Origin of the sequence: Sphingopyxis sp. Geo48 (genome assembly GCF_949769155.1) — a bacterium.
GTDB lineage: Bacteria > Pseudomonadota > Alphaproteobacteria > Sphingomonadales > Sphingomonadaceae > Sphingopyxis.
In genome coordinates, this window is record NZ_CATKPA010000006.1 from 1 (window position 1) to 22,248 (window position 22,248).

Genomic DNA, 22,248 nt, shown 5'->3' on the forward strand with positions numbered 1-22,248 from the left:
AGAGTCGCCGTTCATCGCCAATCTGGACGGAATGGCTGTAAACGACCGGAAGCTGACATTTCTAGCGTCGTCATCCTGAACTTGTTTCAGGATCCATGGTCCGCCATTTCCTTAAGCGCCGCGCCGGACGAACGCTCAGTCCATGGATGCTGAAACAAGTTCAGCATGACGAGAATTGAAAGGCTGGAATCCACCCCATTTCAGCCAATAACAGCTGTTCCGAACGCTATGGCTGCAAACGACCGGAAGCTGCCTTTCGCTCCTCCCTGTGGCGCAGCCATGGGGAGGATAAACTCCCTCTTCGTCATCCCGGACTTGATCCGGGATCCAGCGCGGCGTTGAAGTCGTGGACCCCGGAACAAGTCCGGGGTGACGAATGTCTGGAAACCACCCCAAGCGGCCCCTCCCCGGGAGAGGGGGAGCGAGCGGGTCGAAGGAACGCGCGGGGCGCGTTGCGTCCCGCGAGGCCGCAGGGTGGTCGAGGGGTACGGGAGGTCATAGGCCGCGCCAGAGACTGCACGTGCCCCTCCACCATGCTTCGCATGGTCCCCCTCCCCGTGCCGGGGAGGATCGGCAAGGTCCGCTCCCCACCCCGGACCGGCCGAGCGCCATTGTTCAGGTCATAGCATTTGGACATACTATACCGATATTTCTCGATTGGACTGCAATGATATTGGCGCGCATCCCTGTGCAGGCTGACGGGCGCAGGCGCCGGTCAGTCGATTCGCGGCCGTGGGCAATGCCCCGACCGCGGCTTGCAAGTCGAAGCGGACGGACGATCCGCGATGACATGGGGAGACGTCGATGCCTTATGCCGGGTGGGGAGCAGAACGCGATCGCGTCGCGCGCCGCCCCGTCGCGCAGATCGTAGCATTTGCACATGGCATCGCGACATTTCCCTATTGGACCACAAACATATTTGCGCGCATGGGTCGCCCATGATTATCAATCAAATCGATTGAGAAATTGATTCAGCAGCGCATCCAAGGGAGGATTTGAGGATGATTTCGTCGAACGCCAAAGCGTATCTTGCGGTCACATCGGCACTGGGACTGGCGCTGGCCGCCGCCCCGGCCCACGCCCAGACCATTCCGGCCGAAGCCGATGCCCCGTTCGCCAGCAACGACATCATCGTCACCGCGCAGAAGCGCGAACAGAATCTGCAGGACGTGCCGGTCGCCATCTCGGTCGTTTCGGGCGACATGCTGGAGCGCGCGAACGTCAATTCGGCCGAGCAGCTGTTCCAGCGCGTCCCCACCCTGACCTTCCGCAAGGGCAACACCAACAAGGATTCGGCGCTGTCGATCCGCGGCGTCGGCACGATCAGCTTTTCGTCGGGGGTCGAACCGTCGGTGTCGACGGTGATCGACGGCGTCGTCTATGCGCGCACCGGCCAGCAGACGTCGGACTTTCTGGACGTCGAGCGCATCGAGGTGCTGCGCGGCCCGCAGGGCAGCCTGTTCGGCAAGAATGCCAGCGCGGGCGTGATCAACATCGTCACGCGCGAACCCGGCGACACGCTGGGCGGCTATGTCGACGCCGCCTGGTACGAGGGCAATGAATATCGCATCCGCGGCAGCGTCGGCGGCGCGCTTTCGGACAGCGTCAAGGCGTCGCTCACCGGTTTCTGGTCGCAGTACGACGGCAACGGCCGCAACGTGTTCAACGGCCACAAGGTCAACGGGTACGAGCACTGGGGCGTGCGCGGCAAGCTGATCGCCGAGCCGACCGACGCGCTCAAGATCACGCTGATCGCCGATTATTCGAAGAACAGCGACAATGGCTATGCCGACAGCATCGGCACCGTTTTCCCTTCGGCATTCAACAATGCGGTGTTCATCCCCAGCCTCGCGCCGCTGGTGCTCGACGGCAAGAACAAGGACATCGACAACGACCTCGACCCCTATACCAAGGACAAGAACAGCGGTGTGTCGGGGCAGTTCGACCTCGACCTTGGCGGCGCGACGCTGACCTCGATCACCGCCTATCGCCACTGGTATAATTTCCAGCAGCGCGACGGCGATTTCCGGTCGGACGCGCCGAAATATGTCAACACCGGCACCGCATCGGGCGACGTGCGCTCGCACGACCGCGGCGACCTGAAATTCGACCAGTTCACGCAGGAGCTGCGCATCGCGTCGTCGAACCCGCAATTCTTCGAATATGTTGCGGGGCTCTATTATTACCACACGAAGGAAGTCGACTTCTTCAACCGCACGGTCACGGCGTGCACCGCATCGACGCTGCCGACCGTCGGCGGGCTGACGCCGTGCGCGCAGGGGTCGTCGACCTATACCACCAACGAGGGCAATGCCGATTTCACGACCAAGCTGACCAGCTATTCGGCGTTCGGCCAGGGCACGCTCAATTTCACCGATGCGTTCCGCGGCATTTTGGGCCTGCGCTATACCGAGGACAAGGTGTCCTATGACTTCGCGCGCCGCTCGACCTCGCTGACCGCCTTCCCCGGGGTCAATCCGGCGTTCACCGCATCGGGATCGATCAAGGATCACGGCTGGTCGGGCAATGCCGGGCTGCAATATGACGTGACCGACGATGTCATGGCCTATGGCATGTACACGCGCGGTTACAAGGGACCGGCGCTCAACGTCTTTTTCAACATGCAGGCGCGCGACACCGGCCGCATCGACCCCGAAAAGTCGAACGCCTATGAAGCGGGCCTGAAGACGCGGCTTTTCGACCGCCGCCTGACGTTGAACCTTGCCGCCTTCTATGCCAAATATGACAATTATCAGGCGAATTTCCTCGACATCGTCGCCGGGCAGGTCGTCACGCGCCTGACCAATGCGGGCACGGTGTCGACGCGCGGCGTCGAGCTGGATTTCAACGCCGCGATCACCGACGATTTCTCGCTGTCGGGCGGGGTCAACTATACCGACGCGCACATCAACAAGTTCATCTGTCCGACCGGCGCGGCGGTGACCTGCGCCGACGCGATCAACGGCAAGCCGCTGCCCTTTGCCCCCAAATACAAGGGCACGGTGACGATGGACTGGCGCCTGCCGCTGAACCTCGACGGGTTCAATGTCGATCTGAACAGCTCGCTCGTCTATCAGAGCAAGACCAATTTTGACATCAACCAGAACCCCAACGCCTTTCAGAGCGCCTATGCGATCTGGGACGGCGGCATCCGCGTGAGCACGTCGGACGACAAGTACAGCCTGTCGTTCATCGTCAAGAATATCACCGACAAGCAGTTCGTGATCCAGCGCATCCCGAACGGCACCAGCTTCATGCGCCAGATCACCCCGCGCGACGCCGAGCGTTATTTCGGGGTGACGGGCCGCGTGAATTTCTGAGGCTGAAAACATCCTCCCCATCGACTTGCGATGGGGAGGGGGACCGCCGCCGCAGGCGGTGGTGGAGGGGCGGCGACGTTACGGCCCCTCCGTCAGTCGCTACGCGACTGCCACCTCCCCATCGCAAGTCGATGGGGAGGATCGTATAAGGCTTTGAAAGGATCCTGCTCCATGGCGCTCGAAGCGCTCGACACCGGTTTTGCGATCCGTCTCGGCGGGCGGGCGATCCTGACGCACAGCGAAGGCACGCCCTGTTTCGCGGTCGGGCGCGGGGTGCCGCATGTCCATGCGAAGCTCGGGCATTTCGACGTGAGCCAGGAGGTGATCGAGCGGATCGCGCTGGCGCATGTCGAGGGCGATGGCGATGTGCTGCGTTTCGCCGAGGCGGCGGGGAAGCCGTGGCTGCTCGAAGCAACTGTATCGAGCGATGACGAGGATGCCGAGATCGCGCTGACCGCGCTCGACCCGGCGCTCAACCGGCTGTGGCTGCGCATCCCCGCCGAGGCGGGCGAGCATGTATGGGGGGGCGGCGAGCAATTCTCCTATTTCGACCTGCGCGGGCGGCATTTCCCGCTCTGGTCGAGCGAGCCGGGCGTGGGCCGCGATCCCTCGTCGGCGCTGTTCCGGCAGGTCGAGGCGCACCGCAAGGGCGGCGGCGGCAGCTATGCCCACACCAATTATCCGCAGCCGACCTATGTGAGTTCGCGGCGTTATGCGCTGCATGTCGACAGCTTTGCCTACTCCGCGTTCGATTTCCGCCATGACGATCACCACGAGGTCGAGGTGTGGGAGATTCCCGCGAAGATCGAGCTGTGGGCGCGGCCGCGGTTCACCGAGCTGGTGTCGGCGCTGTCGGCGCGCTTCGGGCGCCAGCCGCCGCTGCCCGAATGGCTGCTGAAGGGCGCGGTGATCGGGCTGAAGGACGGCGACAACAGTTTCGCGCGCCTGAAGGCCTATGAGGAGGCCGGGGTCGCGGTGTCCGGGCTGTGGTGCGAGGATTGGGTGGGCCTTCGCATCACCAGCTTCGGCAACCGGCTGTTCTGGGACTGGCAGTGGAACGCCGAGCGTTACCCCGACCTGCCGGCGCGGATTGCGGAATTGCGCGAACGCGGAATCCGCTTCCTGGGCTACGTGAACCCTTATCTGGCGGTCGACGGGCCGCTCTATGCCGAGGCGGCGGCGCAGGGTTTCATGGTGATGCGGCCCGACAGCGACGAGCCCTATATCATCGATTTCGGCGAGTTCGACTGCGGGCATGTCGACTTCACCAACCCGGCCGCGGCGGCCTGGTTCGCCGATACGATCATCGGCGAGAAGATGATCGATTTCGGGCTGTCGGGCTGGATGGCCGACTTCGGCGAGTATCTGCCGGTCGATGTGCGACTGGCGAATGGCGAGAGCGGGATGACCGCGCACAATCGCTGGCCGGCGCTGTGGGGCAAGGTCAATGCCAGGGGGATCGCCGGGCGCGGGCAGACAGGCGAGATGATGGTGTTCATGCGATCGGGCGCCGCCGGCGTGCAGGGCCATTGCCCGATGCTGTGGGCGGGCGACCAGGCGGTCGATTTTTCGCGCCACGACGGGATCGGCACCGTGATCTGCGCCGCGCTGTCGGCGGGGATGCTGGGGAACGCCCATCATCACAGCGATTGCGGCGGTTATACGAGCCTGTTCGACACGGTGCGCGATGCCGAGCTCGCGATGCGCTGGGCCGAGATGGCGGCGTTCACGTCGATGATGCGCACGCACGAGGGCAACCGGCCGCGGCAGAATGTGCAATATGACGACGACCCCGACCTGCTCGCGCATTTTGCGAAGATGACGCGGATATATGCGCATCTGGCGCCCTATCTGCGGCGGCTGTCGCAGCAGGCTTCGGAGACGGGATTGCCGGTGCAGCGGCCGCTGTTCCTGCATTTCGAGCACGATGCGGAGACCTATGCGATCCAGACATCCTATCTGCTGGGCCCCGACCTGTTGGTCGCGCCGGTGATTGCGGCGGGGAAGCGCGAGTGGACGACCTATCTGCCCGCGGGGGCCGCGTGGGTGCATGTCTGGTCGGGCCGGACATATGGCGGCGGCGCGGACGTCACCGTCGCGGCGCCGTTCGGGCAGCCGCCGGTATTCTATCGGGCCGGATCGGCGGATAGCGCATTGTTCGACGGAATCGTCGCGGCGTGAGCGGAACAGCGGTCGACACGCGGCAGCGGCGACAGGTCTTTGCCGAGCTGGAAGCGCGGGCGTTCGATCTGGCGGTAATTGGAGGCGGGATCACCGGCGCCGGGATCGCACGCGATGCGGCGATGCGCGGTCTGTCGGTCGCGCTGGTCGAGGCGCGCGACTATGCGAGCGGGACGAGCAGCCGGTCGTCGAAGATGATCCACGGCGGGCTACGCTATCTTGGCCAGGGCGATATCGCGCTGGTCAAGGAAGCGGCGTCGGAGCGGCAAGTGCTGCGGCGGATCGCGCCGCACCTGACGCGGCTGACCCCCTTTCTGATCCCGACGACGAACATGGCAATGACCGCGAAGCTGCGGACGGGCCTCTGGACCTTCGAGAAACTGGGCGGGGTGCCCGAGGCCGAGAAGCATGAGGTGATCGGGCTCAAGGCGTTGCAACGGCGCGAGCCGTTGCTGCGCACCGACAGGCTGAGCGGCGCGGTGATCTATCCCGAATTCCTGACCGACGATGCGCGGCTGGTGCTCGCGAACATCCGCAGCGCGCAGGGTGCAGGCGCGGTGGTGGTCAATCATGCGGCGGCATCGGAACTGATCGAGGGGGGACTCGTCGCGACCTCGACGCTTGGCGACGGGCTGGGCGCCCGGATCAAGGCGAAGCTGGTGGTGAACGCGGCGGGCGCATGGGTCGACACGGTGCGCGGGCTCGAGACGGGCGAAGGCGATACCCGGCTGTCGCTGAGCCGCGGGATCCATCTGGTGCTGTCGCGCGCGCGGCTCCCGGTCCATTCGACGCTGATCATTCGCGCGCCCGACAAGCGCAGCATCTTCGTCGTGCCGCGCGGGGCGTTCACCTATATCGGGACGACCGATGTGTTCCACGAGGGGGCCGATTACTGGCCCGCGCCGACGCGCGACGACATCGACTATCTGCTGCGCGCCACAGAAGCGGCGCTGGCCATCGATCCGATCCGCGACGCCGAGATCGTCTCGCTCTGGTCGGGGGTGCGGCCGCTAATCGCGCAGCCGGGGAAGAAAGCGAACGAGGTGTCGCGCAAGGACGAAATCTGGACCTCGCCCGCGGGGCTGGTTTCGATCGCGGGGGGCAAGCTCAGCGCCTATCGCGCGATGGCCGAACGCGTCGTCGATCTGGCGGTCGAGCGGTTGGGCAAGAGCGCCCTGCCCTGTGCAACCGCCGAGGTGCCGCTGCCGGGCGGCTTTCGCGAGTTGCGACTTGCCGGACTCGATCCGCTGGCGGCCGAGCGGCTGGCGGGGCTGTATGGCGACGAGGCAAACGAGATCGTGATCGCGGGCTGTGATGTCGCCGCCGAAGCCGCACGCGCGGTCACGCACGAGGGCGCTGCCAGCCTTGAAGATTATTGGGTGCGGCGGAGCGCGCGGGCGTGGTTCGACGAGGATGCGGGGCTGGCCACATTGGCGCCCGCCGCCGAGGCGATGGGCGCGTTACTCGGCTGGGACGACGCCATGACGGCGGCCGAGATCGCACATTGCCGACAGATCAACGAGGAAAGCCGCAGGCTGCTCGCGGCAACAGAGAGATGACATCCAACAACCCGCTTCCCCGAACGAGCCCCTCGTCTTCGCTCGGGGCGACGGAGTGGAAGGATGCAAAGGGCTTTGAGGGAGAAATAGCGTGAGTTCGATTGCCGAAGCCCTTGCCGCCGCGATCGGCGCCGACCGCGTCGCGACCGATGCCGCTGCGCTGAATGCCCGCCGCTACGACCAGTGGGCGGTCAAGCATCTGCGCGACTGGCGCGGCGCGGCCGTGCCCGCGCCGGGGTGCGTCGTGCGGCCGCAGTCGGTGATGGACGTGCAGAAGGTCGTGCGACTGGCTGCGGAGAAGCGCGTGCCGCTGATACCCTATGGGCTTGGCAGTGGAGTCTGTGGCGGGATCGAGCCGACGCCGGATGCCATCCTGCTCGACATGAGTTCGATGAGCAAGGTTCGCTATATCGACGAGGGCGACCTGCTCGCGAGCTTCGATGCCGGGCTCAACGGCATGGAGGCCGAGGAGGCGGTCGCGGCGCACGGGCTGACGATCGGCCACTGGCCGCAGTCGATCGCGATCAGCAGCGTCGGCGGCTGGGTCGCGACGCGCGCGTCGGGGCAATTCTCGACCGCCTACGGCAATATCGAGGACATCATCCATTCGATCGAGGCGGTGCTACCGAACGGCGAGCTGGTGACGCTGGGCAAGGCGGTGCGCGCCGCCGCCGGACCCGACCTGCGCCATCTGCTGATGGGCGCCGAAGGAACCATGGGGGTGATCACCGGGGTGACCTTCTCGCTCCGCGCCAAGGCATCGCACCGCGATTACAGCATCTTCTATGCGAACGACATGCGCGCGGGGTTCGAGGCGCAGCGCCAGATCGTCCGCGCCGACTGGCGCCCGCCGGTGATGCGCCAGTATGACGGGCGCGAGGTACGGCGGCTGTTTCGCGATTATGAATGGGACGGCAAGGCGATGCTGCTGATGGTCCATGAAGGACCGAAAGCGCGCGTCGATGCCGAACTGGCGGCGATGCACGAGATTTGCGGCTCGGCGGGGCTCGATGCGGGCGATCCGATGGCGGCGAAACAATGGATCGAAAAGCGCAACCATGTGCCGAGCTGGCGCGACATGTTCGAGCGCGGCTATGTCGCCGACACGGTCGAGATTTCGGGGCGCTGGAGCGAGATAGGCGCGATCTATGACGACAGCATTGCGGCGCTGAACGAGATTCCCGGCGTGATCAACGCGTCGGCGCACAGCAGCCACGTTTACCGGTCGGGCATCAACCTCTATTTCAGCTTCGCCGCGACCTTCGAGGACAGCGCGAAGATGGAACCCGCCTATTTCGCCGGCTGGCGCGCGATCATGGAAGCGACCGCGAAACATGGCGGCGGGGTCGCGCACCATCATGGCGCAGGGCGGCTGCGGAAGCCGTATCTGCACCATGACCTGGGCGAAAGCGGCGTTGCGTTGCTGCGGCGGGTGAAGACTTGTCTCGATCCGGACGGGATCATGAACCCGGGCAATCTGATACCCGATGCCTGACCATCGCGCTGAGCGAAACAGCCTGTGTACCCCGGCGAAAGCCGGGGTCCAGCTTGGCTGTGCCAGCGTTGCGTACGAGTGCCATGGGCCCCGGCTTTCGCCGGGGATCACGTAACGGATGGGCATGGAGGGAGGCCTCCTCCTTGCGCTCGACGCGGGGACCACCGGCGCGCGCGCGATGCTGGTCGATCCGGCAGGCGCAGTGCTGGGGGTGGACAAAAGGCCGATCGCCAGCCGCTTTCCCGCGCCCGGTCTTGTCGAACAGGATGCCGCCGAGGTCTGGACCATCTGCCGCGCGGCGATCGACGGCGCGCTCGCGGCGGCGGGGCGCAGCATTGCCGACGTCGCGGCGATCGGGGTGACGACGCAGCGCGCGAGCGTCGTGCTGTGGGATCGCGCCACCGGCGAGCCCGTCGCGCCGATGCTGGTGTGGAGCGATTTGCGCGGGATGGACGAATATAAAAGGCTCCGCGCGGCGGGGTTTGCCGGCTGGCCGCAGGTGCCGTCGGCAAAGCTGCCCGCGGCGATCGCGCTGTCGGGGCGCAATCCCGCCGGGCTGCAATGGGGGACGCTCGACAGCTGGCTGATCTACAAGCTCAGCGGTACGCATGTCACCGACGCCTCGGCGGGATGGCTGACGGGCTATTATGATTATGCGAACGGCGCGGGATGGGATGCAGCGTTACTGAGGTACCAGCGGCTGCCCGCGACGATGTTTCCGGCGCAGGTCGAAAGCTGGGGCGCTATTGCGGAGAGCGACGCCGCAGTGCTTGGGGCACGGGTGCCCATCACCGCGCTGATCGCCGATCAGGAGGCCGCGATGGTCGCGCATGGCGCATTGGAGCGCGGCGACTGGAAGGCGACCTATGGCACGTCGGGGGTGCTGATGGCGGGGACCGGCGAGGTGCCCCAGACGATCCACAGCAGCATGCCCGCCGAGGCGCTGGCGTTCGCGGGCGGGAAGCCGCGCTTCTGTGTCGAGGGGATGGTGATCACGACCGGGTCGATGATCGAGTGGCTGTGCGGGGGGCTTGGGCTGTTTGCCTCGCCCGCGGCGCTCGAAGCGGCGGCGGCTTCGGTGGCCGACGCCGGAAAGGTTGTGGTGCGGCCGTCGCTCGCGGGCATGGGCGCGCCGCACGGCAAGTTCGAGGCGCGCGGGCTCATCGCGGGGCTGAGCTTTGCCGACGGGCCAGCGCAAGTGGCGCGCGCAGCGTTGCAGGGCATCGCCTTCCGCTTTCGGGAGATTGCCGAGGTCATCACCGCGGCGCTGCCGGTCCCCGAAGCCCTGCCCGTCGCGGGCGGGCTGTCGGCGAGCGATACGCTGATGCAGTTGCAGGCCGATGCGTTGCAGCGGCCGGTGCGGCGCCATGCGGTGCGCGAGGCCAGCGCCTATGGCGCGGCGCTGGCGGCGGGGATGGGCGCCGGGTTGTTCGGGGAAAGCGAGCTGAAGCGGCTGGCGCGTTACGATGCGGAGTTTCTGCCGAGGGTGTCGCGCGACGAGGGTGATGCGGCGTTTGCGCGCTGGCGGGAGGCGGTGGCGGTGTGAGAAACGCCCTTCCCTGTGCCCCTGCGAAGGCAGGGGTCCATCATCGAACCCATCTGTTATCCGCCGCCGGCTGCTTGGCAACGAAAGGGCCGGCGATGGGCCCCTGCCTTCGCGGGGGCGCGGAGTTAGTTACCCGACACCTCGCGCCACAGACCGCGCACGATGTCGCGCATGCGCTGCGCCTCGTCCCAGCGGTTCGTCAGTTCGCTGCCATCGGGCGCGGTGATCGCATAGGGCGGCGGGCCGAGTTCGCACATGAAGGTCAGCGCGTCGCCCGCGCGCGCCTGTTCGAGCCACAGCTCGAAGCCGCGGCGCCACCAGGCGATATGCTGGTCGAGCCAGCCTTGGTGCTGCGGCGCGTCGATCGCGACCTGAACCTGATGCGTCGTCGAGACGCGGCCGTGAAAATTATGACTGCCCTGCAGGATGGTTTCGATCGCGGCGAGCTGGTCGGGGCGAAGCGGCAGCTCCATCTCGCCCGCGACCGGATAGTGCGAGAGGTCGGCGGTGAGCGGCAGTCCGGGGCGTTCCTCGAGCAGGCGCAACGTGAAGAGCAGATCGTTGGTGAGGCGGCCGCGGTGGGTTTCGAACCAGACGGGGAGCGGCGCATCCTTCGCCGCTGCGATCAGGCTGTCGATCAGGCGCAGCGCGGCGCGGAAGTCGGCGGTCGGACCGGCGATCTGGACGTTGAGATGATGCGCGCCGAGCCGCTGCGCCTCGCCGATCCAGTGGCGGAGCTGGTCGGCGTCATGGACGAGCACCTGCCCCTCCCATGCCAGGCCGAGCGGGTTCATCGCGCTCGCGACCCCGTCGGTGCGCGCGGTGCGGGCGAGGTTGACGCCGACACCGTCGAAGCCCGCGGCGACGACTTGCTCGAGCGCGTCGTCGAGGCGGTTGTCGATGTCGAAACCGGGGCATTTGTCGAGGCCCCAGACCGACTGGAGGACGAGCAATTCGGGCATGGACTTCCTTTTCAGACAACGCTGTCATATCGTGACGGGGGCGGGAGTCAATTGCGTGTTGCCTAACCGCGTCATGCCGGACTTGATCCGGCATCCATTGGGACGTGACGAGGGCAGATCGACCCCGGATCAAGTCCGGGGTGACGAAGAAAAGAAGAAGAGTGAGAGGATGAGATGACCGCCGAAGTCCCCGCCCCGCCGGCCATCGCGCCGGCGTCGAAAGCATATCGCCGCTACGCGCTGAGCGTGCTGCTCGTCATCTATATCCTCAATTTCCTCGACCGGCAGATCGTCGCGATCCTCGCCGAACCGATCAAGCACGACCTCGGCCTCGCCGACTGGCAGCTGGGGGTGATGACCGGCCTCGCCTTCGCGCTGTTCTATACCGTACTCGGCATCCCGATCGCGCGCTATGCCGAGACGGGGCACCGGCCGCGGATCATCGCGGTGGCGGCGGGGCTGTGGAGCCTGTTCACGCTGGCGTGCGGCTATGCGCAGAATTTCGTGCAACTCGTCGCGTGCCGCGTCGGGGTGGGAATCGGCGAAGCGGGGTGCACGCCGCCCGCCCATTCGCTGATCACCGATTACACGCCGCGTGAGAAGCGCGCGTCGGCGCTCGCCTTCTACGCACTCGGGACACCGCTCGGCGGATTGCTGGGGCTCGCGCTCGGCGGGCTGATCGCCGATGCCTATGGCTGGCGAACGGCGTTTCTGTTTGCGGGACTGCCGGGGCTGTTGATGGCGCTGATCGCGTGGACGACGCTGCGCGAGCCGCGGCGGCAGATGAATGTCGACCTGGCTGCGCTGAAGGCCGCGCGGCCCGACTTCAAGACTGCGATGGCGGAGATCAAGGGCAAGCGGACCTTCTGGCTGATCGCCTTTGCTGCCGCGATCAAGGCGTTCATCGGCTATGGCGCCGCGGCGTTTCTGGCGCCCTTCTTCTTCCGCAACCATGCGGCCGAACTAACCGTGATCGCCGAAGATTTCGGGCTCGGGCTGACGGGCTTTCTCGGCGTTGCGCTGGGGATCGTGCTCGGGCTGACCGGGGCGGTCGGGACGTGGATGGGCGGCTATCTCGCCGATAAATATGGCGCGCGCGACTTGCGTTTCTATGTCGCGATTCCCGCGGTTTCGACCTTGCTGGGCATTCCCTTTTATATCGCGGGCCTGCTTGCCGATTCAGCGGTGTTCGCGCTGATCATGTTCGCCTTTCCGCCGGTGCTGAACACGATGTGGTACGGGCCGGGCTATGCCGCGGTGCAGGGGCTGGTGCAGCCGCAGACCCGCGCTACGGCGTCGGCGGTGCTGCTGTTCATCATCAACCTGATCGGGTTGGGATTGGGACCGCTGGGCGTCGGTGCGGTCAGCGATTTCATCAGCGGACCGATGGGGCTAGGGTCGGCCGAGGGCGTGCGCTGGTCGTTGATGATCTTCATCATGTTCGGCGCGGTGGCGTCGGGACTGTTCTGGCTGGCGCGGAGTTCGATCCGCGAGGAGATGGTGAGTTGAGCATCGCGAGTATTGCCCTGCCCCGCATTTTTCGTATCGGCGGCGGCGCGTCGAAGGAGCTTCCCGACGTGTTGGCGATGCTGGGGCTGTCGCGACCGCTGATTGTGACGGACGGCTGGCTGGTGAGCAGCGGGCGTGTCGCCGAGCTGGTCGACGGGCTGACGGCGGCGGGGATTTCAGCGCGGGTGTTCGCCGAGACGGTACCCGACCCGACAGTGGCGTCGGTCGATGCGGGGGTGGCGTATCTGCTGGACGGCGAGCATGACTGCGTCGTGGGTTTCGGCGGCGGCAGCCCGCTCGACAGTGCGAAGGCGATCGCGCTGCTTGGCCGGTTCGGCGGGGCGATGGCGGATTACAAGGCGCCGCATGTTCAGGACGCGCCCGGGCTGCCGGTCATCGCGATCCCGACGACCGCTGGCACGGGGTCGGAGGCGACGCGCTTCACGATCATCACCGACGAGGCGACCGACGAGAAGATGCTGTGCCCGGGGCTCGCCTATCTGCCCGTCGCGGCGCTCGTCGATTATGAGCTGACGTTTACGAAGCCCAAAAGGCTGACCGCCGACACCGGCATCGATTCGCTGACACACGCGATCGAGGCCTATGTGTCGAAGCGCGCCAACCCGTTCAGCGACGGCATGGCGCTGCTCGCGATGCGCGCGATTGCGCCGAATTTGCGGCGCGTGTGCAGCGACCCGATGGACGCCGCGGCGCGCGAGGCGATGATGCTGGGCGCGACGCAGGCGGGGATCGCCTTTTCGAACAGCTCGGTCGCGCTGGTGCACGGGATGAGCCGGCCGATCGGCGCGCATTTCCATGTCCCGCACGGGCTGTCGAACGCGATGCTGCTGCCTGCGGTGACGGCGTGGTCGGCACCGGCGGCGCTCGGACGCTACGCGGATTGCGCGCGGGCGATGGGGGTGGCTGACGGGGCCGAGGGCGATCAGGCGGCGGTGGCGCGGCTGCTCGACGAACTGGCGGCGCTCAACCGCGAACTCGAGGTGCCGGGGCCCGCGGCATGGGGCATCGACGCGGCGCGCTGGGACGCGCTGGTCCCGACGATGTGCGCGCAGGCGGCGGCGTCGGGATCGCCCGCGAACAACCCGCGTGTGCCGGATCGCGAGGAAATGGCGATGCTCTATGCGCAGGTTTGGGCTGGGTAAAATCTCTTGTTCATCAAAGAGTAAGTCGCGCCCTGCTTAAGCGTGCTCGCCCCGTCCCCTTCTCTCCTACGTCTCAAACGTGGGGGCGGGGCATCCCCCTCCCGCCCTCGTCATCCCGGACTTGATCCGGGATCCATGACTTCGATCGCGGTGCTAGCTCTCGTGGACCCCGGATCAAGTCCGGGGTGGCGGGGTTTGGTTGCCGCGCATCACCACTTATCCGTGTCCCCGCGAAGGCGGGGATCCATCTTGCGCCGGATCCATCTTGCGCCGACCGGAGATGGGCCCCCGCCTTCGCGGGGGCACGCAGCTTTCAATTCGGCCAGATCAGACCTCCAGCGGCCCGTGCTTCATCTTCGGCAGCACATGGCGCGCGAAGAGGTCGGCTTCGGCCGCGTGCGGATAGCCCGAGAGGATAAACGCCTCGATGCCCATGTCCTGATAGCGGTTCAGTTTCGCGAGCACCTGGTCGGGGTCGCCGACGATCGCGGCGCCGCAGCCCGAGCGGGCGCGGCCGACGCCGGTCCAGAGATTGTCCTCGACATAGCCGTCGTCGGAGGCGGCTTCGCGCAAGGCGACCTGCGCGTTGACGCCGAACGACTGCGAATCGAGCGACTTGGCCTTGATCTCGGCGCCCTTCGCGGCGTCGAGTTTCGAGAGCAGGCGGTCGGCGGCGGCGCGCGCTTCGCTTTCGGTGTCGCGCACGATCATGTGGGCGCGGTAGCCGAATTTGAGGGTGCGGCCGTAGGCGGCGGCGCGCGCGCTCATGTCGGCGATGATGTCCTTCACCACCTCCTCGCGGTCGGGCCACATCAGGAAGACGTCGCAGCCCTTCGCGGCGGCGTCGCGCGCGGCAGGCGAGAGGCCGCCGAAGTAGAGCGGCGGCGCCTTGCCCGACACGGTGCCGACGCGTGGCGGATCGAGCTGCAGCTTCCAGAACTCGCCGTCATGGTCGAGCGCTTCGCCATTGAGCAGCGTCTTCAATATGTGCATCGCCTCGACCGTGCGGCGGTAGCGCGGTCCGGAGTCCATCGTCTCGCCCGGCATGTCCGACGAGATGATGTTGACGGTCAGCCGGCCGCCGAGGATCTGGTCGATCGTCGCGATCTGGCGGGCGAGCTGCGGCGGCCAGCTTTCGCCGATGCGAACCGCCATCAAGAGGCGGATGCGCTTCACCATCGTCGCGATCGCCGCAGCGAAAGCGGTGGTGTCGATGCCGAGCGCATAACCCGAGGGAAGCAGGATATTGTCGAAGCCCTGGGTATCGGCCTGCATCACGATATCACGGCAATGCTCCCAGCTCGATTTGAGCATCGGGTCGGGAACGCCAAGGAATTCATAGTCGTCGTCGCAGAGCGCCGAAAACCAGCTGACTTCGCAACTGCGGTCGGTCATGGCAGATTCTCCCCCATCGATGTTTGCAGCACCGCGTACCATTCGGCACGCGTCCAGCGCGGGGCGAAGGCCTGCGGAATTTCCCTGATCCGGTCCGGATTTTGCGTGCCGACGATCGGGATCGGGCGCGCGGGATGCGCCATCACCCAGCTGTAGGTCGCGGCGGCGCGCGAGACACCGTACTCGGCGGCCTTCGCATCGAGCAGTCCGGCGACTGCGCGCGTGCGCTCGTCGGCCGGATCGCCGAGCCGGCCGCCGCCGAGCGGCGACCAGGCGAGGAAGCTCATGCCCTCGGCCATCGACTGATCGAAGATGCCGTCGAAGAGCGGGTTCAGGTGAAGCGGCGAAAATTCGCTCTGATGGCTGACCACCGGAACGGGCAAGAATTTGGCGAGCGCCGCGGTTTGCGACGGCGTGAAGTTCGACACGCCGATCGCGCCGATCTTGCCCGCGCGATGCGCTTCCTCGAGGGTCCGCGCGATTTCCTGCGGGTGGCTGAGCAGGTCCGGGCGGTGGATCTGCCACAGCTCGACATGGTCGGTGCGCAGGCGTTTCAGCGAGATGTCGATGGCGGAGGTCAGATAAGTTGCGCTGCTGTCGTAGGGGACGCCGAGGATGATGCCGCCCTTGGTCGCGAGCACCATTTTTTCACGCAGGTCGGGGGCTTCGGCGAAGACTTCGCCGAGCAGCGCCTCGGCCGAACCGAAACCGCCGGGGGTGTCGCAGCCGTAGATGTCGGCGGTGTCGAACAAAGTGACGCCCGCCTCGAACGCGGCGTCGATGCGCGCGCGGGCAGTCGAAATATCGACGCCGGCGAAGCGCCACATGCCCCAGGCAATGGGGGAGACTTCATGACCGGCGAGGGTCACGTCGGCGGGAGCGGGAAGATAGTCTGACATCGCTGTCATATACTCCATAAGTCAGGTCGAGGGAAGCGGGTTTCGTATGCGGTTTTGCGGTTCGTTAAATTTCGCCCTTCGTGTTCCCCGACGAAAGCCGGGGTCCATTCAGCGGCAGGAGATTGGCCCCGGCTTTCGCCGGGGAACATAAAATATGCGCCAGCATTCCGATCAATGCGCCAGCACCTGCACCTCGCCATCCTCCTCGTCGACCGCGACGATGCGCGGCAGGATCAGGTGGATGGCAGCGAGCGCGACAAGATAGGTGACAGCGCAAACGAGCATCATCGGCAGATACCCCCTGCCCGTGTCGAGCGACCAGCCCGCGAACTCGATCATCGCCATGCCCGAGAGGTTGCCCGCAAAAGCGCCGATGCCGATCGCCGAGCCGACGATTCGCGCCGGGAAGACGTCGGTGGTGAGCCCGAAGAGATTGGTCGAGAAGCCCTGATGCGCGAAGAGCGCGAGGCCAAGGATCATCGCGGCGACCCACGCGCTGTCGACGCCGACGAGCAAGGGCACCGGCAGGATGAGCAGTGCGTAGATGAGCATCGTCGTCTTGCGCGCGGCGTTCACGCTCCAGCCGCGGCGGCCCATCAGGTACGACGGCAGATAGCCGCCGGTGATGCCGCCCAATGCCGCCATGAAATAGACGAAGGCGACGGGCAAGCCCAGCGTGCCCTGCGTCAGGCCGAAGACGCGGTGGAACAGGTCGGGCATGAAGAAGAGCAGGAACCACCAGACCTGGTCGGTGAGCGCTTTCCCAAGGATCACCGCCCATTGGCGGCGGTCGCGGAGCAGGCTGGCCCACGCGATCTTCGGCGCGGCGGCGTCGCGCGCGGCGTTCGGCTGTTCGGGGATGCGCACCATCAGCCAGACGACGACCCAGACGAGCCCGAGCCCGCCCGCGATCAGGAAGGTCGCCTGCCAGCCCCACATCATCGCCATCAGGGGGATGAGCAAAGGCGTGAGGATCGCACCGACATTGGGGGCGATGCCGCCGAGCCCGAGGACGAAGCTGCGCTCCTTCGCGTTGAAATAGGTGGCGGCGGTCTTCACCGCGGCGGGGGTGCCGATCGATTCGGCGGCGCCGAGCACGGCGCGCGAGGTGACGAAGCCCGCGACGGTCGAAGCGAAGGCGTGCGCCATGCCCGCGAGGCTCCACACGCCGACCCCGATCGCGAAGCCGCGGCGCAGGCCGACCTTGTCGATGAACCAGCCGGTACCAAGGAAAGCGAGCGCTGCGGCGAACTGGAACGCCGAGGCCATGTGGCTGTAATCGCGGTCGGTCCAGTCGAACTCGGCCTGCAAGGTCGGCTTGAGCAGCGCGAGGATCTGGCGGTCGACATAGTTGAGGACGATCGCGACGAAGACGAGCCCCACCACGAGCCAGCGGCGTTTGTCGGCGATTTGCGCCAAGATCGTCTCTCCCCGAATCTGTTTGGCCGATGAGATAACGTTGTCATAGCCGGATTGATAGCCGGTTTTTTTCGATGGTGGCGGGAATGGGGTGGGGAGTGGACGATATGGTCCTCCCCATCGACTTGCGATGGGGAGGTGGCAGCCCGAAGGGCTGACGGAGGGGCCGAGCGCGCAGCGCTCGCTAACGCCCGCCGCCCCTCCACCACCGCTTCGCGGCGGTCCCCCTCCCCATCGCAAGTCGATGGGGAGGATCTTATGTCCACAACCGGTCGTTTTCAGGCCTTCGTCATCCCCGACTTGATCCGGGATCCATTGGCCGCGGCGGCGCGGTCGATCCGCGGACGATCAGTTCGTGCGGCAATTGCCGACGCTCGATCGTCTCGCCGAATTCGAGCAGCAGGTCGGCGGCGGCGTAGCCGAGGTCGCGGATCGGCTGGCGGATCGTCGTCAGCGCGGGCCAGACGACCTGCGCGAGGTCGGTGTCGTCGAAGCCCGCGACCGACAGCTGGCCGGGCACCGATATGCCGATGCGGTGCGCCGCCGCGAGGACGCCCGCCGCCATGTCGTCGCTGCTCGCGAAGATCGCGGTCGGCGGCTCGTCGAGCGCGAGCAGCGCCTCGGCCGCCGCGGCGCCCGACTGGAAATCGAACTGGCCGGGAAAGACGAGCGACGCGTCGAAGCCGATGCCCGCGCGCTGGAGCGCCTGCCGGTAGCCGGTCAGCCGCTGGCCGCTGGCGAAATAGTTGGCGTGCCCGGTGACGAGCCCGATGCGCCGATGGCCGAGCGAGATGAGATAGGCGGTCATGTCGTCGGCCGCCTGCACATTGTCGATGTAAACCGCCGAGGTCGCAGTGAGGTCGGTGCCCGGCTGGACGCGGACGACGGGGATCTTGCGCCGGAATAGCTCGGCGAGCGCGGTGCCGACGTCGGTGACCGGCGGGGTCATGATGATACCGTCGAGCTGCGCCTGATCGATCAGCGCGCCTATATCGTCGACGAGGCCGGGCGAGTTGATGTCGCACGGCTGGACGATCATGCGAAAATCGGCCTCGCGGCACCGTTGCCCGACCCCGGCCTGCATGTTGAAGATATAATAGGGGCTGGGGTTGTCGTGGATGAGCCCGATCTGGAACGAACGCCGCCCCGCGAGCGTGCGCGCGGCGAGGCTGGGATGGTAGTTGAGCCGTGCGACCGCCTCCTCGACCTTTTGCCGCATGTCGTCGCTGACATAGCGTTCCTTGTTGAGGACGCGCGACACCGTCTTGATCGACACCCCCGCGACGCGCGAGACATCCTTGATCGTCGCCCGGGTCATCCGCGCAAACGCTCCGTCCCCGGCTGGCAAGTCCCTGTCACGGCCGCGCATCTCCCCGTCCCGCCGATTGACCATCGCTGTCTGCTTTGGCGCGTCGCGCCGCGCACCGCAAGAGAAGCCTTGCGCCCTTCCCTCGCCTCGCGATATGGCGCGATCCTATGACAACGTTAGACAGAAACGTCGGCACCTCGATGCGGCACGCGCACTGGAACGACCTGCCGAGCGGCGGCGACCTGTTCGGCGAGTTGCACCTGGCGCAGGTCAAGGCGGGAACCGCGCCGAAAGGCAGCCTGTTTCCGGGCCTCGCCGCCTGCGCGGCGGGATCGGCGGCGGCGGCGTGGCTGTCCGACCATTATGGTTTTCCGATCATCCTGCTCGGGCTGCTTGTCGGGCTGTCGCTCAACTTCGTCTCGGCGAACGCGGTGACGCACCGCGGGCTCGATTTCGCGTCGCGCACCTTCCTGCGCATCGGCATCGTCGTGCTGGGGCTGCAGGTCACCTTCGGCCAGATCGCGGTGCTGGGGCCGGTGCCGTTCGCGGCGCTGATCGTGATCATGACGCTGACGATGGGCGCCGGGTTCCTGGGCGCGCGGCTGTCGGGGCAGACGCCCTACGCCGGATTGCTGGCGGGCGGCGCGACCGCGATCTGCGGCGCGAGCGCGGCGCTCGCGCTCTATGGCGTGATCGGGAAGAACCGGCTGTCGCAGGCGCAGTTCGCGGTGACCCTGGTCGGCGTTTCGCTGGCGAGCGCGCTTGCGATGACGATCTATCCGTTGCTCGCGGGCGAATTCGGCCTCACCGACAAGCAGGCGGGCTTCCTGATCGGCGCGTCGATCCACGATGTCGCGCAGGCGATCGGCGGCGGCTATGCCTTTTCCGACGCGGCGGGAGCGAGCGCGACGATCGTCAAGCTCGCGCGCGTGGCGCTGCTCGCGCCGGTCGTCGCGCTCGTCGGGCTGCTGCTGAAGCCCGAGGGCGGTGGCGACACGCGCATCTGGCGGCGCCTTGCCCTGCCCTGGTTCATCACGGCCTTCTTTGCGATGGTGACGCTGAACAGCGTGGCGCCGATCCCCGAGGCGATGCGCGCCGCCGCGCTCACCGGGTCGAAGGCGCTGCTGCTGCTCGCGGTGACGGCGACCGCGATGCGGACGCGGCTGGAGCTGCTGCTCGAGATGGGCTGGCGCGCGGCGGTGCCGGTACTGCTGGCGTCGCTGACGAGCTTTGCCGCATCGCTGCTGTTCGCGCTGTCGATCGTCTGAATCGCCGCCGCGCCGGTGGCCTGAAATCGGTCTGGAGATATGGTGCCCGGGGACGGGGTCGAACCGCCGACACTGCGATTTTCAGTCGCATGCTCTACCAACTGAGCTACCCGGGCAGCACCGCTTCGGCCGGTCGGCCGTGCAGGCGAGCGGCGGCTATAGGCAGGGTGTTTCGTCCTGTCCAGTGACTTTCTTGGCTAAAATCGCGCCTCAGTCGCCGCCGAATTTCCCGTCGTCGGTATTGCCGTCGGGCCCCTCGTGCGCGGGAACGCGATAGCCCTCGTTGAACCATTGGTTGAGATCGCGGTCGCGGCAGCCGCGGCTGCAGAAGGGGCGATATTGCTGGACGCGCGGCTTGCCGCAGAGCGGGCATTTGCCGGATTTTGCGGGGGTTTCACTGGGCATGGCCGACTCCTTTCACCTGAACGTCGCGCGCCAGCTCGATCGGGCGACCGGTGCGGCGTTGCAGCTCGGCGATCCATCGCGGGTGCGCGGCGATATGGTCGGCAACGGCGGGGCGCGCGGCGAGTTGCAGCGCGCCGACGCCCCGCGCGCGTTCGGCCTGGCGCAGCAGCAGCGCGGCGTCGGTCGCGACGGGATCGAATCGCACCTGCTCGATCAGCGACGGCCGTTCGCGGCGGCGGATGATCTGCAAAAAGCCGAAGCCGTTGATCGCGGTACGCTCGAAAGGCTGCGGCAATAGTTCGTCGACCAGCGCGTCGATCGCCTGCCGCTCGGCGCGGCCGGCGAGCGACGGGAAATCGATGCCGATCGATCCGCCGACATCGCAGCAGCGGACGAGGCGCAGCGCCGCGGCGCCCCCCGCCTTCGCCAGCACAAATGCATCGCTCTCGCCGTCGATGTCGATCAACAGCATTGCGGGGGTCGCATCGACCCACAGCGCGCCGCCCGGAAAAGGGACGTGGCCGGTGCGGACCCGGTCGATCAGTTCGGACCAGCCCGCCTCCTCCAGCCGGTCGGGACCGGTTTGCGACACTTCGGTAACGGGCCATCCGCTCGCCGCGATCCGGGCGCGCAAGTCGGGCCCGTCGGTTGGCGCCGCATCGGTGATACGCGCCCGCGCCGGCTTGTCGCGCCCGCGTTCGCTGAGCGCCATCCGAACGATCTCGACGTTGAGGCGCGCGCCGATCGAGGTTCCGGGCGGGACCGACGCCAGTGTCGCCTGCGGTTCGCCCGGCAGGTCGAGCGTGACGCGCGCGCCCCTCCCCGCCTCGACCAGCCGCGCCTGAACGACCGCCCCGACGCGCGGGCCTTCGCCGTCGCGCTCGATCCGCGCTTCGATAATCTCTCCGTCCTCGACGAGCGCGGCGCGGCGCTCGCCGATGCCGTCCTCGTACAGCCACTCAGCCAAGCGGCACCCCGGCGGCGGCCAACAGCGACCGCGTCTCGAACAACGGCAAGCCGACGACGTTCGAATGGCTGCCCGACAGGAAACGCACGAAGACCTCGGCCTTGCCCTGGATGGCATAGCCGCCCGCCTTGCCCATCCCCTCGCCGCTGTCGACATACCAGTCGATCTCGGCCGCGCTCAGCGCCTTGAAGGCGACGATCGTGTCGGCAACCCGGACGCGCGGCTTGCCGTCGGCGCCCACGACGCACACGCCCGACCAGACATGGTGACGCCGCCCCGACAACAGCCCCAGCATCCGCCGCAGATCGGCCTCGTCGGCGGGCTTTTCGAGGATGCGGCGGCCGACCGCGACGGTCGTATCCCCCGCGAGCACCACTTCGCCCGCCGCGCGTTCGACCGCGAGCGCCTTCGCTTCGGCGAGCCGCGCGACATAGGTGCGCGGGAGCTCGCCCTTCAGCGGGGTCTCGTCGATTTCAGGGGCCGCGATGCGCGCCGGCGTCAGGCCGATCCGCGCCAGCAGTTCGCGCCGGCGCGGTGAGGTCGATGCCAGTACCAGCGCGGGAGAGGTCGCCGCGCCGCTCACTTGAAGCGATAGGTGATCCGACCCTTGGTCAGGTCATAGGGGGTGAGTTCGACGAGCACTTCGTCGCCCACCAGAACGCGGATGCGATTCTTGCGCATCTTGCCGGCCGTGTGGCCGAGAATCTCGTGGTCATTTTCGAGTTTGACGCGAAACATCGCGTTGGGCAGCAGTTCGACCACCTGGCCGCGCATTTCCAGAAGTTCTTCTTTCGCCATCTATCCTCTATGGGCTCGAAATATCAGGATGCGGGCCCATAACGCCAAATGAC

Annotated in this window: 17 protein-coding genes and 1 tRNA gene; 8 read left to right on the forward strand and 10 right to left on the reverse strand. The window is 66.8% G+C overall.

Features of this window, described 5'->3' with window-relative positions:
* The first annotated feature begins 1,001 nt into the window (after positions 1-1,001).
* From QOL79_RS16765 to QOL79_RS16785, 5 genes are all read left to right on the forward strand, one after another.
* Positions 1,002-3,320: a TonB-dependent receptor gene (locus QOL79_RS16765; protein ID WP_283420209.1), complete on the forward strand. Its 2,319-nt coding sequence runs from the start codon at positions 1,002-1,004 to the stop codon at positions 3,318-3,320.
* Between the two features lie 171 nt (positions 3,321-3,491).
* Positions 3,492-5,501, forward strand: coding sequence for an alpha-glucosidase (locus tag QOL79_RS16770; protein ID WP_283420210.1), 2,010 nt, complete (start codon positions 3,492-3,494; stop codon positions 5,499-5,501).
* Entirely contained in the window at positions 5,498-7,060 is a 1,563-nt protein-coding gene (locus QOL79_RS16775) for a glycerol-3-phosphate dehydrogenase/oxidase (protein WP_283420211.1), read from the forward strand. The genes QOL79_RS16770 and QOL79_RS16775 overlap by 4 nt, the downstream gene beginning before the upstream one ends.
* A 91-nt stretch (positions 7,061-7,151) precedes the next feature.
* On the forward strand, positions 7,152-8,555 hold the full coding sequence (locus QOL79_RS16780; RefSeq protein ID WP_283420212.1) for an FAD-binding oxidoreductase: 1,404 nt from the start codon (positions 7,152-7,154) through the stop codon (positions 8,553-8,555).
* A 124-nt stretch (positions 8,556-8,679) separates the two neighbouring features.
* A complete protein-coding gene (locus tag QOL79_RS16785; RefSeq protein ID WP_283420213.1) occupies positions 8,680-10,101 on the forward strand; it encodes an FGGY family carbohydrate kinase in 1,422 nt (473 codons plus the stop codon).
* Between the two features lie 125 nt (positions 10,102-10,226).
* Here QOL79_RS16785 and QOL79_RS16790 read toward each other — a convergent pair whose 3' ends face one another.
* The gene (locus QOL79_RS16790) at positions 10,227-11,063 is read right to left on the reverse strand and encodes a sugar phosphate isomerase/epimerase family protein (protein ID WP_283420214.1); all 837 of its coding nucleotides are present in this window, start codon (positions 11,061-11,063) and stop codon (positions 10,227-10,229) included.
* 174 nt (positions 11,064-11,237) lie between these two features.
* On the opposite strand from QOL79_RS16790, the gene QOL79_RS16795 reads away from it, so the two are divergent.
* Both QOL79_RS16795 and QOL79_RS16800 read left to right on the forward strand, forming a co-directional pair.
* The gene (locus QOL79_RS16795; RefSeq protein ID WP_283420215.1) at positions 11,238-12,572 is read left to right on the forward strand and encodes a spinster family MFS transporter; all 1,335 of its coding nucleotides are present in this window, start codon (positions 11,238-11,240) and stop codon (positions 12,570-12,572) included.
* Complete coding sequence (locus tag QOL79_RS16800; protein WP_283420216.1) at positions 12,569-13,735, forward strand: iron-containing alcohol dehydrogenase; 1,167 nt, start codon at positions 12,569-12,571, stop codon at positions 13,733-13,735. Before QOL79_RS16795 ends, QOL79_RS16800 begins: the two co-directional genes overlap by 4 nt.
* Positions 13,736-14,062: 327 nt before the next feature.
* Here the strand turns inward: QOL79_RS16800 and QOL79_RS16805 are convergent, their stop codons facing one another.
* The 4 genes from QOL79_RS16805 to QOL79_RS16820 form a co-directional block, all read right to left on the reverse strand.
* Positions 14,063-15,130 carry an LLM class flavin-dependent oxidoreductase gene (locus QOL79_RS16805; protein WP_283420217.1) on the reverse strand — a complete coding sequence of 356 codons (1,068 nt, stop codon included), beginning with the start codon at positions 15,128-15,130 and terminating at the stop codon, positions 14,063-14,065.
* Entirely contained in the window at positions 15,127-16,029 is a 903-nt protein-coding gene (locus tag QOL79_RS16810; RefSeq protein WP_283420218.1) for an aldo/keto reductase, read from the reverse strand. The genes QOL79_RS16805 and QOL79_RS16810 overlap by 4 nt, the downstream gene beginning before the upstream one ends.
* A gap of 171 nt (positions 16,030-16,200) precedes the next feature.
* Complete coding sequence (locus QOL79_RS16815; RefSeq protein ID WP_282949956.1) at positions 16,201-17,448, reverse strand: MFS transporter; 1,248 nt, start codon at positions 17,446-17,448, stop codon at positions 16,201-16,203.
* Positions 17,449-17,737: 289 nt separating this feature from the next.
* Complete coding sequence (locus QOL79_RS16820; RefSeq protein WP_283420219.1) at positions 17,738-18,766, reverse strand: LacI family DNA-binding transcriptional regulator; 1,029 nt, start codon at positions 18,764-18,766, stop codon at positions 17,738-17,740.
* A gap of 158 nt (positions 18,767-18,924) precedes the next feature.
* Between QOL79_RS16820 and QOL79_RS16825 the strand changes: the two genes are divergently transcribed.
* Positions 18,925-20,025: a YeiH family protein gene (locus QOL79_RS16825; RefSeq protein WP_283420220.1), complete on the forward strand. Its 1,101-nt coding sequence runs from the start codon at positions 18,925-18,927 to the stop codon at positions 20,023-20,025.
* 40 nt (positions 20,026-20,065) lie between these two features.
* Here the strand turns inward: QOL79_RS16825 and QOL79_RS16830 are convergent.
* The 5 genes from QOL79_RS16830 to infA form a co-directional block, all read right to left on the reverse strand.
* Positions 20,066-20,141, reverse strand: a tRNA-Phe gene (locus QOL79_RS16830).
* A gap of 94 nt (positions 20,142-20,235) precedes the next feature.
* On the reverse strand, positions 20,236-20,430 hold the full coding sequence (locus tag QOL79_RS16835; protein ID WP_282949954.1) for a DNA gyrase inhibitor YacG: 195 nt from the start codon (positions 20,428-20,430) through the stop codon (positions 20,236-20,238).
* The gene (locus QOL79_RS16840) at positions 20,420-21,397 is read right to left on the reverse strand and encodes a ribonuclease (RefSeq protein ID WP_283420221.1); all 978 of its coding nucleotides are present in this window, start codon (positions 21,395-21,397) and stop codon (positions 20,420-20,422) included. Before QOL79_RS16840 ends, QOL79_RS16835 begins: the two co-directional genes overlap by 11 nt.
* Positions 21,390-21,980: a Maf family protein gene (locus QOL79_RS16845; protein WP_283420222.1), complete on the reverse strand. Its 591-nt coding sequence runs from the start codon at positions 21,978-21,980 to the stop codon at positions 21,390-21,392. Before QOL79_RS16845 ends, QOL79_RS16840 begins: the two co-directional genes overlap by 8 nt.
* Entirely contained in the window at positions 21,977-22,195 is a 219-nt protein-coding gene (gene infA, locus QOL79_RS16850; protein ID WP_010162480.1) for a translation initiation factor IF-1, read from the reverse strand. Before infA ends, QOL79_RS16845 begins: the two co-directional genes overlap by 4 nt.
* Positions 22,196-22,248: the final 53 nt, after the last annotated feature.

Bases quoted from the DNA above. Each gene is read 5' to 3' on its own strand.
- QOL79_RS16825 (WP_283420220.1), top strand. From the start codon at position 18,925: ATGACAACGTTAGACAGAAACGTCGGCACCTCGATGCGGCACGCGCAC.
- QOL79_RS16820 (WP_283420219.1), bottom strand. From the start codon at position 18,766: ATGACCCGGGCGACGATCAAGGATGTCTCGCGCGTCGCGGGGGTGTCG.
- infA (WP_010162480.1), bottom strand. From the start codon at position 22,195: ATGGCGAAAGAAGAACTTCTGGAAATGCGCGGCCAGGTGGTCGAACTG.
- QOL79_RS16790 (WP_283420214.1), bottom strand. From the start codon at position 11,063: ATGCCCGAATTGCTCGTCCTCCAGTCGGTCTGGGGCCTCGACAAATGC.
- QOL79_RS16805 (WP_283420217.1), bottom strand. From the start codon at position 15,130: ATGACCGACCGCAGTTGCGAAGTCAGCTGGTTTTCGGCGCTCTGCGAC.
- QOL79_RS16835 (WP_282949954.1), bottom strand. From the start codon at position 20,430: ATGCCCAGTGAAACCCCCGCAAAATCCGGCAAATGCCCGCTCTGCGGC.
- QOL79_RS16795 (WP_283420215.1), top strand. From the start codon at position 11,238: ATGACCGCCGAAGTCCCCGCCCCGCCGGCCATCGCGCCGGCGTCGAAA.
- QOL79_RS16785 (WP_283420213.1), top strand. From the start codon at position 8,680: ATGGAGGGAGGCCTCCTCCTTGCGCTCGACGCGGGGACCACCGGCGCG.
- QOL79_RS16810 (WP_283420218.1), bottom strand. From the start codon at position 16,029: ATGTCAGACTATCTTCCCGCTCCCGCCGACGTGACCCTCGCCGGTCAT.
- QOL79_RS16770 (WP_283420210.1), top strand. From the start codon at position 3,492: ATGGCGCTCGAAGCGCTCGACACCGGTTTTGCGATCCGTCTCGGCGGG.
- QOL79_RS16765 (WP_283420209.1), top strand. From the start codon at position 1,002: ATGATTTCGTCGAACGCCAAAGCGTATCTTGCGGTCACATCGGCACTG.